The organism is Pedobacter petrophilus (genome assembly GCF_009674725.1).
Classification (GTDB): Bacteria; Bacteroidota; Bacteroidia; order Sphingobacteriales; family Sphingobacteriaceae; genus Pedobacter; species Pedobacter petrophilus.
Genome location: NZ_WKKH01000027.1, coordinates 1 through 16,645 on the forward strand (window position 1 = coordinate 1; position 16,645 = coordinate 16,645).

A 16,645-nucleotide genomic window follows, 5' to 3' on the forward strand; every position below is an offset into this window, starting at 1 on the left:
AGCGGAATCTAAAGTAATGCTTCTCAAAAAAAATAATCTGACAATAAAAAAACCTCTAGTATACTATTGCAATTCCATACTGATTAAACTGATCATAGGAAGAGGTAATCACTTCATCGCCTTTAGCCAGGCCATCTAATATTTCGTAATACAGGTAATTTTTTCTTCCAATCTTAACATTTTTCTTTGTGGCTTTACCATTGTTTACTACAAATACCCATGAGCCACCTGTGCTTTGAAAAAATTGCCCCTGGGCTAAAAGCAGCGATTTACTATTATCAGATAAAGTGAGTTTGGTTTGCAGCGATAATCCACGACGTAAACCATCCGGCGACGGGCCTTTAAAAACCATCTCTACCTGGAATTGCCCAGCCGTTACTTCCGGAATAACCTTACTTACCATTAAGTTATAAGTTTTACCATTGAATTCGCAACTTGCCGTTTGTCCTTCTTTCACCCTGTTGATGTAATACTCATCAACTCCAGCCTGCAGCTTATAACCCTGGAGAACATCGATTTTACCAATCATTTCGTTGGAATTATACGATTTGCCAGTTACCGGATCATAAGACGATAATTTACCCGAAACTGGTGCTTTAATCGTCATATTTTCAATATTTTTACGAATCATTTCCAAACTTTCATTCATTTGATTCATCGATTGATCAATTTGCGAAAGTTGCATCCTTCTACTTTGGTTTTCCTGTTTGATGGCTTGTCTTACAATTTTCAGTTTTCCCTGGTAATACTCGTAATCCTGAACTGATTTATTAAACTCCTGAAGGGTAATCACCTTTTTAATATATAGGGTGCTGTCTAATCTATATTGCCGGGTTGCTGTACGGAGGTTATTTTCAACATCCAGCACATCCTGATTTAAAATTCTTTGGTTCTGCTCCAAGTCTAACCTCGATTTTCTCAATTGATTAATTTGTTCGGTAGCCGCCGTTTGTTGTGAAGTATAACCCAACATTGCATTTGAGTTTGCAATCCGCAATAAAGGCGTTCCCTTTACCACAGATGCACCGTTTTCGGTAAAGATTTCTGCAACCGTACCGCCTTCGGCCGAACTTACAATAACAGACGTTAACGGAACAACACTTGCATTTAACAAAACAACGTCTTCAAAATCTCCATACTGCACTTTGCTGATGGTTAATTTTTCAACATCAGCACTATAAGTTTTCTTCAGAGATAAGGTATAGCCATAAAGAACAATTGCTACAAAAACAACCGCCCCACCTATCATCATCAGGGTTTTTGTGCTAAATCTTTTTTTCTCTATTTTCTTATCCATTGTTCGGTTGTACTGTTCGGTTTCCTTAATAACCAAGCTTGTGCCAAAAGACAATAACTAATTTAAATATCTGTAAATCAGTATATTATAATTTATTTTTAATTTACCCTGTTCATTATCGAACAGTTTATGTACGGGAGCGGACAGTTTGAGTAAATTTACCCTCCAACCGCTAAGGGGGCGCTATAGGTGTGGAGGCAATGCAGGAGTTATAAAAAAACACAGAAAAAATAAAATCACACTTTCTATGAACGATAGAATGGAAAAGCCCCCTTTGGGGGGTTGGGGACTTGACGCCTCAGTTTTAATTATTGATGATGATGACGACATTTTATTGAGTGCCAGGCTATTCCTTAAGCAACAGGTTAAGCAGGTAATTACCTGCAAATCGCCTAAAGAAATAAATGTTTTATTAAGTAAAAACGAAGTTGATATTATCCTGCTGGATATGAACTATCAAAAAGGTGCCAGTGATGGACGCGAGGGACTCTATTGGCTCGAACACATTTTATCTATTGATAAAGATTACGTGGTAATTTTGATGACAGCTTTCGGCAATGTTGAACTTGCGGTAAAAGCCATTAAAATGGGGGCAACAGATTTTATCTTAAAACCCTGGGAAAACGAAAAACTCTTCGCTACCATTTCAGCTGCCTCTAAGTTGCGCGAATCAAATAAAAAATTGAAAAAACTGGAGAAAATACATTCTTCTCTACAAAAAGACATGACCCGCGGTTTCGAGAATATTGTTGGTCAGGCAGAGGGGATTAAACAGCTTCAAAACACTTTAATCAAAGTAGCACCTACAGATGCTAATGTATTAATTCTGGGCGAAAACGGAACGGGCAAACAGGTTTTCGCTTACGAAATCCATGGAAATTCGCAACGAAAAAATCAGGTCTTTATGCATGTGGATCTGGGTTCATTAAATGAAAACCTATTCGAAAGTGAACTTTTTGGCTATGCTAAGGGTGCTTTTACCGATGCAAAAGAAGATAAACCAGGACGATTTGAACTGGCTGACGGTGGAACCATTTTTTTAGATGAGATTGGAAACCTAACACTACCACTCCAGGCAAAATTATTGAGTGTTTTGCAAAACAGAACAGTGACCCGGTTAGGGGAAAGCAAGGAAAGAAAGGTGAATGTTCGTTTAATCACCGCGACAAACATGCCGTTAAATGATATGGTGGCCAAGAATACCTTCCGGCAGGATTTACTCTTCAGAATTAATACGGTAGAACTTCTATTGCCACCTCTCCGCCAGCGTGGAAGAGATATCTTGCTACTGGCAAATTATTTTATGCAGGTTTTTAGCACAAAATATCATAAAGAAAACCGAAGTTTAAGTCATAAAGCCGAAGACATTCTTTTACATTATAAATGGCCCGGAAACGTAAGGGAATTACAGCATGTATTGGAAAGAGCAGTAATTATGAGCGATGGGCGGGAAATTACCGAAGAAGATTTGCAGCTAAGTCCGCAACGTTTTACACAAAATAATGCCATCCCCGATGAAATGGCCCTAGGCGATATGGAAAAAATGATGGTGCAGAAAGCCATCGACAAACACAAAGGAAATATTTCAAAAGCCGCAGCTGAACTGGGTTTAACCCGGGCAGCTTTATACCGGAGAATTGAAAAATTTGGAATTTAAGCTGAGAGCTTAAAGGCTAGAGCTAAAAGCTTTAATCTTTAGGCTTTTAGCTTTCAGCTTTAAAATATGTTTTACAAACGCTTTACTTTTCGTCTCATCTTCCGCCTGCTGGTTATCAATTTGCTTGGTTATCTGCTATTCTATCTGATTAAAAACACCCAGCTTTGGTTTACCATCATTGGCGTGGGCCTAATTTTCTTCGGAACAATTATTTCGCTATACTACTACATCAACGAAATCCGTTCTGATATTAAGCGCTTCATCTTAGCGGTTAAAACGCGCGATCATACCTTAAATTTCAAAAACAAAACTACAAAAGGAAGCTTCCCGGAATTGTATGAATCCTTTGGCGACATCCTGCTCGTACACAAGCAAATTCGTTTGGAGCAGGAAGCCATGTTTCAACTGATTAAAACCATTCTCGAACAGGTGCCAGTTGGGGTGATTGTAGTCAACACAAGAGTTACAGATAATGAGAACCAGGAAATTGCTTTTTTTAATCAAGCTGCTTCCAACCTTTTGGGGGTACCGGCCTACAAATACTGGCATCGTTTAAAACAGCACCTGCCGGCTTTTGCCAACGAGGTTGATCAGATTCCAAACGGCGGTAAACGTTTTTTAGAACTAAAAATCCACGAAAAATTCATTCAGCTTTCAACTGAGGTTATTCCCCTTAACCTCTACGGAAAAAATTATACCATCATTAGTTTTCAAAACATTAAAGATGAAATTGAGCAAAAGGAAACCGAAGCCTGGAACAGGCTTATAGGCGTAATTTCACATGAAATATTAAATTCCATCACGCCAATCAGCTCGCTGTCAGATACGATTAACAGCATGGTAACCGATAAGGAAAATCTTGATCTCGATGAAATGGAAGACTTAAAAACCGCTTTACAAACGATTAAACGTCGCTCGGCAGGATTGTTGGATTTTGTTAAAGATTACCGCCTTATCGCAGAATTGCCCACGCCAAACCTGGAATCGCATACCATCGGCGAGATTTTAAAACACATTAAAGTGCTGATGCAACCTTTTGCAAAAGTGAAAAATGTAACATTAGGGGTAGAACAAACCAGTTCTAAAATTACAGTTCAGCTAGATTTAAAGCTCATTGAACAAGTACTCATTAACCTGATAACCAATAGTATCTATGCTGTGGAAGAAAAGGAAACGCCTCATATTACGGTTAGTTATCGCCTGGAAAATACAAAACTATATATCGATGTAACCGATAACGGCAATGGTATTGATGTGGCAGATCTGGAAAAGATTTTCGTCCCATTCTACACCACCAGAAAAAATGGTTCGGGCATTGGCTTAACCATCAGCAGAAACATCATGAAAATGCACCGCGGAAGCATAGAAGTAGTATCCATACCTTATGAACAAACCACCTTTTCCTTAGTCTTTAACTATGTCTGACAAGGTAAAATAACTGAATTTCCAGATCGAGAAAACCATTGAATTTTTACACCTCAAAGTTTTAAAAAATAGCGGTTGATGGAATTTCGATAAATCATTTAAATGTTTTTTCAGCTAAAAATTGAAACAAAATCAACTTAGCGTGCTTTTATTTATGTGGATACATCAAATACAAGCATGAAAACAGTTATAATATCGAACAGACTACCCGTTAAAATCATCGAAGAAAATAACGAGTATACCTTCATCCCAAGTGAAGGCGGACTCGCTACAGGCCTTGGAGATGTCTATAAAACAGGCAACTCCATCTGGATCGGCTGGCCGGGAATTGAAGTACCGGAAGAAAGACAACAAGAAGTAATAGATAAACTCTCCGCCCTCAACCTCTACCCCGTATTCCTCACGCAGGAAGAAATTAACCTCTATTACGAAGGCTTTTCAAACGAAGTTTTGTGGCCGGTTTTCCATTACCTCGTTACCTACGCGCATTACGAGCAAAGTTATTGGGATTGCTATAAATCAGTAAACAATAAGTTTGCAAAAGCAGCCTTACACGTACTTGCCAAAAAGGATAAAATATGGATCCAGGATTATCAGCTCTTACTGTTATCAGGAATTCTACGGGAAAAATTACCGCAATCAACCATTGGTTTCTTTCAGCATATCCCCTTTCCCTCTTATGAAATATTTAGATTAATCCCCTGGCGGGATGAATTGCTAAACGGAATGCTGGGTGCTGATTTAATCGGTTTCCATACCTATGATGATGTTCGCCATTTTCTAAGTACCGCCACGCGATTACTTCCGGTTAATTCTTCAGCTAATGTTTTAAATAGTAATGAAAGGCAAATTGTTGTCGAAGCTTTCCCTATGGGAATAGATTTCGATAAATTTTCAAACCTGACCACCTACGATGAAGTTCAAAAAGAAATTGAATACTTCCGTAAAGGTAAAGAGGAAATGAAGGTTATCCTTTCTATCGATCGTTTGGATTACAGTAAAGGCATTCTGGAACGGTTAAAAGCGCTGGAATTGCTGCTTCAGGTGCACCCTGAATATATTGGTAAGATTGAACTTTATATGATCGTAGTACCATCCCGCGATACCGTTCCACAATACAGGGATTTAAAAGAGCAGATCGACCAGTTTGTTGGGAATTTGAATGCCCGGTACCGCTCAATTAACTGGATTCCGGTAAATTATTTTTACCGCTCATTTCCAATTGAAGTACTTTCTTCACTTTATGCCACAGCCGATATCTGCCTGGTTACGCCAATGCGTGATGGAATGAACCTGGTCAGTAAAGAATATGTTGCCAGTAGAAATCATAACGATGGTGTACTGATTTTAAGTGAAATGGCCGGCGCTTCTAAAGAACTCACCGATGCCATTATTGTCAATCCAAATAATTTGGGTGATATTATGGAAGCCATCGTTTTGGCCCTAAAAATGCCTATCGAAGAACAACAAACCCGCATGAAAGCCATGAGGGCCATTGTAGAAAAATTCAATGTTAAACATTGGGTTAATAATTTTATTTTAAGACTAAACGAAGTGAAAGATTCTCAAAATTCATTACTCACAAAACATGCCGTAACCGCAATTAAAGAAATAATTGCCGCTAAATATAACCAAACGCAAAACAGGGTCTTTTTCCTTGATTATGATGGAACGTTGGTAGACTTTGCCGGAAATATCGATGATGCCTCACCGGATGAAGAACTGTATAACTTGATTACCAAATTAACGGAAGATCCATCCAACACGGTTGTAATTATTAGCGGAAGAAGAAATGAAACACTGGAGAAATGGTTCGGACATTTAAAAGTTGATCTGATAGCGGAACATGGCGCATGGCAAAAAACTTATGCCGACAAATGGAATTGCCTCCCGCTCCTCACCGATCAATGGAAACAGGAAATGAAATCGATTTTAGAAACCTATACCGATAGAACACCAGGGTCTTTCATAGAAGAAAAAAGTTATTCTTTAGTTTGGCATTACCGCAAAGCGGAAGAAGGGCTGGGCGACCTGAGGGCAAATGAAATTGTGAGTCACTTAAAAATCCTGGCTGCAGATAAAGGTTTACAACTGATGCCGGGAAACAAAGTAATCGAATTCAAAAACATGGAAGTGAATAAAGGTAAAGCCGCGCTAAACTGGCTCTACGGTAAGCAACCTGATTTTATTATCGCACTTGGCGATGATCATACCGACGAAGACATTTTCAAGGCTTTGCCTAATGATGCTTTTACCATTAAGGTTGGCAATAATATTTCTGAGGCGAAGTATTACCTCAACGATTATAAAGAGGTAAGAAAGCTGCTTTGGGGTTTAGTTCAGGAAGAGGTTGTAGCAAAATAGTACTTAATATTCATAAATCAACCTAAATTCGTTTTAAGGATTTAGGTTAATTATTATAAAACAAAATGGTCTGTGAAATTATCACAGACCATTTTTGTTAAGCTAAAAATCTTATAAAAATATTGGTCTATCTAATTTAATTGCAATGCGATACGCCGCATTCATTAAACCAACGTGACTGTAAGCCTGCGGAAAATTCCCCCACTGACTTCCTGTTTTTGCATCAACATCTTCGCTGAAAAGCAGTAAGTGATTACAGTATTTAATAATATTCTCGAACTCTTTAATGGCCTCATCCGTTCTACCTACACAAGCCAAAGCCTCTACATACCAGAAAGCACAAATGAGGAAGGTTGTTTTTGGCTTTCCAAAGTCATCCGCATGCAAATAACGATAGAACAATCCGTCTTCTGTTTTAAGCTCTTTCTCTAATGCGATTAAGTGGTCCTTCGCCCGATCGGAAGCCGGATCCAGATAATTCATCATAATCAGTTGTAAAGTACTCGCATCTAAATGCGGACTCCCAACTGCATTGGTGTACACCTTCCTTTCCGGATCGTAGCAGGCTTCAATATGCGCCGCTGCTTTGTCGATTAAGATCTGTGCACGCCTTTCAAAATCTTCGCTGCCAATGGTTTTAGCCATCTTCAATGCTGCCTGTGCACCTGCCCATTGAAATAGGTTACTATAGCAATGCACGTTGGCAATATTTCTAAATTCCCAGATCCCTGCATCTTTTTCGTCGATGGTTCTTTCGATTTTAGATAAGACGCTTTCAATCCATTTAACCGAATCACTCCGTTCTGAAAACACAAAACGATGATCGGTATACAGCGGTAACATTGAAGTTAAAACCTGCCCATAAATATCGTTTTGAATATGCTCATAGGCCTGGTTCCCGATTCTAATCGGTTTCTCGCCCCTGTAACCTTCTAAATGATCCAACGTACTTTCGGTAATTTCTCTTTCGCCGGCAATACCATATAAAGGTTGGTAACGCTCATCTTCGTTATGAGAAATATCAGACAGGTAATTGAAGTACTTCTCCATTTCCTCAAAATGGCCGATGTGGTTTAGCGAAGTAAGTACATAGTGTGAATCGCGTAACCAGCAATAGCGATAATCCCAGTTCCGTGTACTTCCGGGAGATTCTGGTAAACTCGTTGTACTGGCAGCAATGATTGCGCCTGTATCTTCGTACTGATGGATTTTCAGAACCAACGCAGAGCGAATAACAAAAGGCTGATAAAAACCTGCAATTGAAGAATGTTTAATCCACAATCTCCAGTAGCCTATGGTTTCCCTGAGAAAATTTTCTGCTGTACTTACTAAAGGAGCTTCAAGATTTTGACCGTAGGTCATAACCAGATATTTAGCTTCGTTGAGCACGAAAGGCTTTTCATCTATAATATACGTTAAAGATACGTTGGTGCTCAGGCGGATATTTTCGTCACAGCCTAAATAATCAATATGATTACTTCCGCGGCTGGCCATCATTTTGCCTTTACCGTAATCGCAAACCGGCTGACATTTAATAGTGATCCGTGGATTTCCTTCCAAAGGCTCTATCTTTCTGATGAGCATAAGCGGTTTAAAATACCGTTCGTGAAGACGAAAGCGCGGTGCAAAATCTGTGATGCGGTATTTCCCGTCTTCCGCCGTTATTTCTGTGCGTAATACATTGGTATTTTCAATATAATATTGCGTTGAACTGTATTCGCCTTGTGGGAGGATTGAAAATTCCCCGCCTTTGTTTTTGTCTAATAAACTTCCAAATACAAAAGGGCTATCAAAACGAGGCCAGCAAAGCCAAGAGATATCGGTATTTTTATTTACATGTGCCATAAAAGCACAATTTCCTATTATTCCAGTTTGATATAGATGCTGTTCAGCCATAAGCTATTTTTATGTGTTTATGAACTAACAAGCTTCTGCCTAAAATGTTGTCATTAATGTAAAAAAACATCATTTATCGCATTAAAACCTGGCACCTGCCGGATTACTGTACTTTTAACCATAAGCCTGATTGAAGTGGAATCTTTTTTGTTTAAAGCCTATTGTTTTACAAAAAAAAACAACAAAAAAATTACAGCGAAAACAGGGTGCAGATAGCGAGGGTGCCGTCAGTAAATCGTCATTCTGAATTTATTTCAGAACCTATTTTGTAAAATAAAAGATGCTCGTGGGTTTAAAATAAAATCGTCGTTGCGAAATGAAGCAATCTATTTCGTAATATCATCGCGCGTCTTCCTGAACTTGTTTCAAGATCTATCTTTTATGCGTAAAATCGTCATTACGAACTGAAGCGGGGGTTGAGCGAGGGCGTGAAGCAATCTTATCTATTGAAGGCTTATCAATCATTTGCCCCCGTTGCGCTGGCTTGCCCCGGCTGGCCGCCGAAGGGCTTTTACTTTTTTGCTTGATCAAAAAAGTAACAAAAAAAATCAAGGCTTGGATCTGATGTTGGATAAGCGATTCGAAAACCTGATTTCGGCAGCACAAGTACCGATGAAGAATCGGCAAATGTGCGCTGCCTTGGTGGGGTGAGGGGGTAAAGTTGGTGGGGGTGGTTTTCAACGGCTTCTCCTTTCATCATCTCCTAGGCCGGGCAGGACTGCCGGCCGCCAAAAGATTATTGCTGCCCACTTCCAAAAAACCATCAATACCAGAATCACACTCCAATGCACTCAAAAGATATTATCGCTAATAAATTACCTAACTGCGATTTGACTTCGCTTTTTTGCAACTTTCTGTATAGCAAGAGATAAATTGAAATATCCGCGAAGTGGTGCAATTGCACCGGAAAATAAATTCCCGAATATGTTCAAATCGGAAAACAATTACTAACTTAACACAGTTATCTACACCAAATATTTGATGGAAATTATACATATAAGCGCCGAGTGTTACCCTGCTGCAAAAGTTGGCGGATTAGCCGATGTAGTTGGGGCTTTACCGAAATACCAAAACAAAACCGGCCACATAGCAAAGGTGGTTATACCGGCCTACGATACGAAATTTATCCGCGAGAGTGAATTCGAAGTCACTTATGATGCCTGGTCTAACTATGGAAATAATCATTTTAAGTACCGCGTTTTAAAAGAAAAGACAAATAAATTAGGTTTTGATTTGTACCTGGTTCATATTCAAGGCTTAACCGACAGGCCGAATGTGTACGGCTATGAAGATGATACCGAGCGTTTTGTAGCTTTTCAAATTGCTACATTAGATTGGATTGCCCAGTGGGAACATCGTCCGGATATTGTTCATTGCCATGATCACCACACCGGGTTGGTTCCATTTATGGTATCAAACTGTTTAAAGTACCAGGCCATTAGCAAAGTACCTACTGTATTAACCATACATAATGCACAATACCAAGGTCAGTTTGGGTGGAATAAACTTTACTACCTGCCGGCTTTCGATTTGTGGAAAGGTGGCTTATTGGGCTGGGAAGATGCCATTAATCCTTTAGCTTCTGCAATTAAATGTGCATGGCGGGTAACTACGGTTTCGCCTAGTTACATGGAAGAAATGATGTACAATGCCCGTGGTCTTGAGAGCCTGTTAAGGGAAGAACGCTGGAAATCTGTAGGTATTTTAAATGGAATCGATACAGAAGTTTGGAACCCGGAAACGGACCCTATGCTGAGTAAAAATTACAACCTAAAAACATTAGAAAGTGGAAAAACAGCAAACAAAAAAGCCCTTTGCGATGTTTTTCAATTAGATTCTTCAAAACCACTCTTCACTTTTATAGGAAGACTGGTTGATGAAAAAGGTGCGGATTTGCTGCCGGATATTTTTTATACGGCACTTCAGCAACACGGAGATGATATAAATATTTTGATTTTAGGATCCGGAGATACCTGGGTGGAAGGAAGGCTAAATCAGATAAAAGACTATTACAGTGGGAAATACAATGCATATATCGGATACAATGAACAAGTTTCACACGAAATGTATGCAGGTGCAGATTTCCTTTTAATGCCATCAAGGGTTGAACCCTGTGGTTTAAACCAGCTATATGCTTTACGTTATGGAACGGTTCCTGTTGTACGCAGAGTTGGTGGTTTGAGAGATACAGTGATCGATATTGGCGACGGGGGTTTTGGAATTTGTCACGATCAAACCAGCGTTTGGGATGTAACCCAGGCTATAAGTCGTGCTTTAGCCTTATATAAAGATAAAAAAGCATTTAAAGCTGTTCGGAAGACCATGATGAAAATTGATCATTCCTGGGATCAGGCAGCGAAAAATTATATAGAATTATACCAAATATTAAAATAAGCTTAAACATGACTGATAAAGTTTTAGGCGTTATCCTTGGCGGTGGCCAGGGCTCTAGACTATCGCCACTTACACAAACACGTTCTAAACCTGCAGTTCCAATTGCTGGTAAATATAGGCTTGTTGATATTCCGATTTCCAATTGCTTAAATTCAGGTATTCACCGCATGTTTGTACTGACGCAATTTAATTCGGCATCTTTAAATAAACACATTAAAAACACCTATCACTTTAGTCATTTTAGTACGGCTTTTGTTGATATTCTTGCTGCAGAACAAACCGTTCAAAATGCTGGCTGGTTCCAGGGAACTGCAGATGCAGTACGCCAGTGTATGCACCACATTGTTTCTCATGAGTTTGATTATATTTTAATTCTTTCTGGTGATCAATTATACCAGATGGATTTTAAAGATATGATTGAGAAACATATTGAAGCGAAAGCGGAGATCACTATTGCAACCATTCCGGTAACGGCGAAAGATGCAACTGATTTTGGTATTTTGAAAGCTGACGAGGAAAATATGATCACCTCATTCACAGAAAAACCAAAAGTGGGTTTAGATGCATGGGTATCTGATACAGGTGCAGAAATGCAGGCTGAAGGCCGTAACTTTCTGGCATCAATGGGCATTTACGTTTTCAACCGTGAATACTTAATCAATATCCTGAATGAGAATGAAGATGAAAAAGATTTTGGTAAAGAAATTTTGCCAAGGGCGATTAATGAAAGCAGGGTTTTAAGCTATCAATATGAAGGTTACTGGACTGATATTGGTAATATCTCTTCATTCTTTGAAGCCAACTTAGGCTTAACTGATGAGATTCCAAAGTTTAATATGTTCGACAGCAACCATACCATCTTTACAAGAGCAAGGATGTTGCCGCCTTCGAAAATCTCTGGTACTACTTTAGAAAAAGCCATTATTGCCGAAGGTTGTATTGTGCAAGCGAGTAGAATTGAGCATGCAGTTTTAGGAATCAGGGCGCGTATTGGAAAAGATACCGTAGTTACTAATGCTTACGTAATGGGTAGCGACAGGTATCAAACCCTTGAAGAAATCCAGTCTGAAACTGAAAAAGGAAATGCTTTAATTGGAATTGGCGACAGGTGTTACATCAACAACGCTATTATCGATAAGAATTGCCGGATCGGTAATGATGTAAAAATTAATGGTGGTCCGCATTTGGAAGATGGCGATCATGAGCTTTACGCAGTTAAAGACGGAATTGTTGTAGTCAAAAAAGGTGCTGTGCTACCAAGCGGAAGCGTAATTTAGAATCATCAATAATATGATATACAGGCCAGTTTGATTATTCAAGCTGGCCTTTTTTTATTTGAAAGGGATTATATTGGTTAATGTTTCACAAAGATCATTGCTTTTTTATTTGGCGGAATATCTATTAACAAGCAAAATGAAAGCAGTATTTTAGGTGAGGCATTTTGATTTAGTCAAACCGATTATCAAAAAGAAAAACCGCAAGGCTTTCACCTGCGGTTTTACAACAAAACAAATAATATGGTTTAGGTTGGTATTAATATTCTTCAGCGATAATTTCGTAGAAGTCTCTGATCGGCTGAAATTGTGGATGTAACGAAACCACATCGCCAAAGACTAAAAGCGCTGGTGCCTGAATCCTTTTGTCTTCTACCACTTCGACAATGGTATCTACAATTCCGACAGCAATTTTTTCATCTTTTGATGAACCATTCTGGATCACGGCTACCGGCAACAAACCTTTATTCTGATTTTGGAAAATTGCTGCTATTTCTTTTATCTTTTCAATTCCATTCAAAACAACAATGGTTGCTTTCGTTTTCGCTGCAATGTATAAATCTTCAGAAATTTCGCCTTTGGAATTGGTTCCGGTCACTGCCCAGAAACTTTCGCTTAAGTCTTTATAAATCATCGGGATTTTTTGCAAGCTTGGCGCACCAGTTGCACTCGATATCCCCGGAATAATTTCTGTTGGAATACTATAAGATTCCGCAGCATCAATTTCTTCGTAACCTTTGGCAAAAAAGAACGGATCACCACTTTTTAAACGAACCACATGACCGTAGTTTAAGGCATAGTCAATAATGAGTTTATTCACGGCATCCTGAGAGAAATCTTCCTCATCAGTACGTTTGCCTACGTATACTTTTGGAATACCTTCTGGCGCATAACACAATAAAGCTTCGTTCACATTAGCATCGTATAGTACAACATCTGCTGTCTTTAATGCTTTAACTCCCTTTAAACTAAACAAATCCGGATCGCCAGGACCAGCACCTATTAGTGTAATTTTTGGTTCAATGTTCGCTTTTTCTACTTTATTTAAAATCATGTCAGAAAATATTAGCTCGTTTTTAATCTTATTAATTAAACAAATATATAAAGTCTATAGGATTTGTAGTAATTTATTTTAAAATAATTTTTATTTACCTGATAATCATAGTCACCGGCGGAGTAAAAGTATATGCCAAAGAGCTAATTAGCTGAGATATATCAATCGTTTGTCGTTGATCGTTTTTCGTTAATCGCTTTCATTGGCAGTGCGTGTGGCATCCAAGCTCACTTTATTCTTTAAGCTTTGGGCTTTTAACCTTTCAGCCTTGCCCCTTCAGCTTTAACCTCTCTTCTTACTTACAAGGCACTTCCTGGAAGGTGAATTTGCCTGCTTCATAATTAATTGACTTTCCTTTCACAAAGTAAGATCTACCCAGTGTGGTTTCAATTTGAGCAACTCCCATAATTAGTTTGCCGTCTTTTTTCAGGAAAGCCAAAGGATTGGTGAAGGCCCTGCTGGTATCAGTTCCTGTATTAAAACGGTAATCCACCAATAAGGTATCGCCATGGAACTTTCCATTTATCTCTCCGCTGTTTTTAGGCTTTGCACCATATTTAATTAATAAAGATCCGGTAACCTTACCTGATGCCATGGTGTTTAAAATCATGGCGGCACTATCTTTTTCGAATGATGATGCATAACAGGTTTGATTAAGGATAGAATCTTTCTTTGCATCAGCTTTCTTTTCAGACGGATTACAAGCAAACAGGAAAGGAACGGCGGCAAAGGCAATGTATAGAAGATTTCGTTTCATAATATTAAAATTAAAGGTTCTTTACTAAATATACTAATCAGATGATAAGTTTTGCATGTTTCCATAACCATATTATAAACAAGCGGCAACACCCCTAAACAAAAACGGGGCACCATATGGCACCCCGCAGAAATTGCTTTCTCTCTAAATTAAAAACTCAGAGTCTTCATATAATATTTGGTTATCAATCTCTAGGTAGGATTACTGTTATTTAACCGCTTTAATTACTCAACAGCGGCCCTGAACATTAAAGCACCAACCGTTAAATTTGTACGGCTATCAATTAAAATTGCAGAACCATTCGCCCTGTTGTCATCGTATAAATCGAACGCCAGGGCATCAGCTGTTTTTAAAATCACCCGGCCAATATCATTCAACTTAAATTCATCTGCAGCATGTTTTTCCAACGTATTGATATCAACTTTATGAAGAATCTCGCTAATCTTACATTTCGTAGTCTTGCTGTTATGTTGAATTAAATACATAATGGAAGTATCCAGCGCACGACTATCCATCCAGCATAAATCGGCTTCGATTAATTTCGATTCCTGTGGCAAAGCCGATGCATTCACAATGGTATCACCACGACTGATATCCACATCATCTTTTAAATGAATGGTTACTGATTGTCCGGCATGAGCAGCATCCGGCGACTGGTCAAAAAATTCTATTTTTTCGATGGTAGAACTTGCACCCGAAGGCAATACCGTAACCCTATCATTCACATTAAAGGTTCCGCTTAACACCCTGCCAGCATAACCACGGTAATCGTGTAATTCTGCTGTTTGCGGACGAATTACCCATTGAACAGGCATTCGGGCCAGCTGAGATTTATCTAAATTATCGGTATCAACTTTCTCCAGGAAATGTAATAAACTCTCACCACCATACCAGTCCATACGCTCCGAACTTTGAACGATATTATCACCCTTCAATGCGCTTACCGGTATGTAGGTTACATCTTGCAGCTTAAGCTGTTGTGCCAGAATTTTGTATTTGCCGATAATGGAATGGTAAACTTCGCCGCTATAATCTACCATGTCCATTTTATTGATACATACCACAATATGTTTAATTCCCAATAAAGAAACCAGGTAAGAATGGCGGATGGTTTGTTCCACTACCCCATTCCGGGCATCAATCAAAATAATAGCCAGGTTCGCAGTAGAAGCACCTGTAACCATGTTTCTGGTATATTGGATATGACCTGGTGTATCTGCAATGATAAATTTACGCTTCTCCGTTTGAAAATATTTATAAGCCACATCAATGGTAATTCCCTGCTCGCGCTCTGCTCTTAACCCATCGGTTAAAATGGCTAAATCTATTGTTCCGTCATCGTTTTTGCGGTTAGAGCTTTGTAGGGCTTCCAGCTGATCGGCTAAAATAGAATCTGTATCGTATAACAAACGGCCGATTAAGGTACTTTTACCATCATCTACACTGCCTGCTGTAAAAAATTTTAATATGTTCATGTTAATAAATGATTGAATGAATGAAGGATTGAATTTAGAATAGACTCTTGACTAAAGACTCCGAACTCAAGACTAAAAATATCCCCCTTTTTTCCGATCTTCCATTGCTGCTTCAGAAACTTTATCATCCAGTCGTGCACCGCGTTCAGAAATTTTTGATTCACTGATTTCGGAAATGATATCGTCGATTAAAGTTGCTTCTGATTCTACCGCAGCGGTACAAGACATATCTCCTACAGTCCGGAAACGCACTTGCTTACGGAAAATGATATCTTCGGCATCCATATTTAGAAAAGGGGAAGCTGCCATCAACTGACCATTTCTAGTGATCACTTCACGTTCATGTGAGAAGTAAATACTTGGTAATTCGATTTTTTCCCTGCGGATATAATTCCATACATCCAGCTCCGTCCAGTTGCTGATCGGGAAAACACGAACGTTTTCACCTTTGTGGATTTTGCCATTGTAGATATTCCAAAGTTCAGGGCGCTGGCGTTTTGGATCCCACTGCCCAAATTCATCACGAACTGAAAAAATACGTTCTTTAGCACGGGCTTTTTCTTCATCTCTGCGGGCACCGCCAATACAGGCATCAAACTGATGTTTGGCAATAGTATCTAATAAAGTAACCGTTTGTAAAGCATTTCTGCTTGCATTTTTACCAGTCTGCTCGATCACTTTTCCCTGATTAATAGATTCCTGAACAGAACCAACAATCAATCTTTCACCTATTCTTTCGATCATTTGATCCCGATAAGTAATGGTTTCTTCGAAGTTGTGGCCAGTATCAATGTGAACCAAAGGGAAGGGAAATTTCCCAGGACGAAACGCTTTCTCTGCTAAACGAACCAGGGTTATAGAATCTTTTCCGCCAGAAAATAACAAGGCTGGCTTTTCAAATTGTCCGGCCACTTCACGTAAAATATGAATGGCCTCGGCTTCCAGTTCATCTAAATAATCAAAATTATATGTACTCATTTATAAATTTTTGAATGTTTGAAGATTGAATGAGTGAGTGCTCTTAACATCAATTCTATTCTTCAAATGTTATA

The 16,645-nt window shown here is 38.9% G+C and carries 11 protein-coding genes; 5 read left to right on the forward strand and 6 right to left on the reverse strand.

Annotated features, from left to right (window positions below; translation table 11 throughout):
* Window positions 1–55: 55 nt before the first annotated feature.
* Entirely contained in the window at window positions 56–1,297 is a 1,242-nt protein-coding gene (locus tag GJU39_RS15790) for an efflux RND transporter periplasmic adaptor subunit (RefSeq protein WP_154281952.1), read from the reverse strand.
* Window positions 1,298–1,544: 247 nt separating this feature from the next.
* On the opposite strand from GJU39_RS15790, the gene GJU39_RS15795 reads away from it, so the two are divergent.
* The 3 genes from GJU39_RS15795 (at window position 1,545) to GJU39_RS15805 (ending at window position 6,743) form a co-directional block, all read left to right on the forward strand.
* Window positions 1,545–2,954, forward strand: coding sequence for a sigma-54-dependent transcriptional regulator (locus GJU39_RS15795; protein ID WP_154281953.1), 1,410 nt, complete (start codon window positions 1,545–1,547; stop codon window positions 2,952–2,954).
* Window positions 2,955–3,020: 66 nt separating this feature from the next.
* The gene (locus GJU39_RS15800) at window positions 3,021–4,379 is read left to right on the forward strand and encodes a sensor histidine kinase (RefSeq protein WP_154281954.1); all 1,359 of its coding nucleotides are present in this window, start codon (window positions 3,021–3,023) and stop codon (window positions 4,377–4,379) included.
* A 177-nt stretch (window positions 4,380–4,556) separates the two neighbouring features.
* Window positions 4,557–6,743, forward strand: a complete 2,187-nt coding sequence (locus GJU39_RS15805) for a bifunctional alpha,alpha-trehalose-phosphate synthase (UDP-forming)/trehalose-phosphatase (RefSeq protein ID WP_154281955.1) — start codon at window positions 4,557–4,559, stop codon at window positions 6,741–6,743.
* Between the two features lie 111 nt (window positions 6,744–6,854).
* Here GJU39_RS15805 and GJU39_RS15810 read toward each other — a convergent pair whose 3' ends face one another.
* Window positions 6,855–8,639 (reverse strand): glycoside hydrolase family 15 protein, encoded by a 1,785-nt coding sequence (locus GJU39_RS15810; protein ID WP_154281956.1) that lies wholly within the window; start codon window positions 8,637–8,639, stop codon window positions 6,855–6,857.
* Window positions 8,640–9,620: 981 nt separating this feature from the next.
* On the opposite strand from GJU39_RS15810, the gene GJU39_RS15815 reads away from it, so the two are divergent.
* On the forward strand, window positions 9,621–11,033 hold the full coding sequence (locus GJU39_RS15815) for a glycogen synthase (protein ID WP_154281957.1): 1,413 nt from the start codon (window positions 9,621–9,623) through the stop codon (window positions 11,031–11,033).
* Window positions 11,034–11,041: 8 nt separating this feature from the next.
* Window positions 11,042–12,310 carry a glucose-1-phosphate adenylyltransferase gene (locus tag GJU39_RS15820; protein ID WP_154281958.1) on the forward strand — a complete coding sequence of 423 codons (1,269 nt, stop codon included), beginning with the start codon at window positions 11,042–11,044 and terminating at the stop codon, window positions 12,308–12,310.
* A 256-nt stretch (window positions 12,311–12,566) separates the two neighbouring features.
* Here GJU39_RS15820 and cobA read toward each other — a convergent pair whose 3' ends face one another.
* From cobA to cysD, 4 genes are all read right to left on the reverse strand, one after another.
* Entirely contained in the window at window positions 12,567–13,361 is a 795-nt protein-coding gene (cobA, locus tag GJU39_RS15825) for a uroporphyrinogen-III C-methyltransferase (protein ID WP_154281959.1), read from the reverse strand.
* A 295-nt stretch (window positions 13,362–13,656) separates the two neighbouring features.
* The gene (locus tag GJU39_RS15830) at window positions 13,657–14,118 is read right to left on the reverse strand and encodes a hypothetical protein (protein ID WP_154281960.1); all 462 of its coding nucleotides are present in this window, start codon (window positions 14,116–14,118) and stop codon (window positions 13,657–13,659) included.
* Window positions 14,119–14,342: 224 nt separating this feature from the next.
* Window positions 14,343–15,593 carry a sulfate adenylyltransferase subunit 1 gene (locus tag GJU39_RS15835; protein WP_154281961.1) on the reverse strand — a complete coding sequence of 417 codons (1,251 nt, stop codon included), beginning with the start codon at window positions 15,591–15,593 and terminating at the stop codon, window positions 14,343–14,345.
* 72 nt (window positions 15,594–15,665) lie between these two features.
* Window positions 15,666–16,571: a sulfate adenylyltransferase subunit CysD gene (cysD, locus tag GJU39_RS15840; protein WP_154281962.1), complete on the reverse strand. Its 906-nt coding sequence runs from the start codon at window positions 16,569–16,571 to the stop codon at window positions 15,666–15,668.
* Between the last annotated feature and the right edge of the window lie 74 nt (window positions 16,572–16,645).

Excerpts from the sequence above, each read along its gene's own strand:
- GJU39_RS15805 (WP_154281955.1), top strand. The coding sequence starts at position 4,557 with ATGAAAACAGTTATAATATCGAACAGACTACCCGTTAAAATCATCGAA.
- GJU39_RS15830 (WP_154281960.1), bottom strand. The coding sequence starts at position 14,118 with ATGAAACGAAATCTTCTATACATTGCCTTTGCCGCCGTTCCTTTCCTG.
- GJU39_RS15815 (WP_154281957.1), top strand. The coding sequence starts at position 9,621 with ATGGAAATTATACATATAAGCGCCGAGTGTTACCCTGCTGCAAAAGTT.
- GJU39_RS15800 (WP_154281954.1), top strand. The coding sequence starts at position 3,021 with ATGTTTTACAAACGCTTTACTTTTCGTCTCATCTTCCGCCTGCTGGTT.
- cysD (WP_154281962.1), bottom strand. The coding sequence starts at position 16,571 with ATGAGTACATATAATTTTGATTATTTAGATGAACTGGAAGCCGAGGCC.
- GJU39_RS15795 (WP_154281953.1), top strand. The coding sequence starts at position 1,545 with ATGAACGATAGAATGGAAAAGCCCCCTTTGGGGGGTTGGGGACTTGAC.
- GJU39_RS15790 (WP_154281952.1), bottom strand. The coding sequence starts at position 1,297 with ATGGATAAGAAAATAGAGAAAAAAAGATTTAGCACAAAAACCCTGATG.
- cobA (WP_154281959.1), bottom strand. The coding sequence starts at position 13,361 with ATGATTTTAAATAAAGTAGAAAAAGCGAACATTGAACCAAAAATTACA.
- GJU39_RS15835 (WP_154281961.1), bottom strand. The coding sequence starts at position 15,593 with ATGAACATATTAAAATTTTTTACAGCAGGCAGTGTAGATGATGGTAAA.
- GJU39_RS15810 (WP_154281956.1), bottom strand. The coding sequence starts at position 8,639 with ATGGCTGAACAGCATCTATATCAAACTGGAATAATAGGAAATTGTGCT.
- GJU39_RS15820 (WP_154281958.1), top strand. The coding sequence starts at position 11,042 with ATGACTGATAAAGTTTTAGGCGTTATCCTTGGCGGTGGCCAGGGCTCT.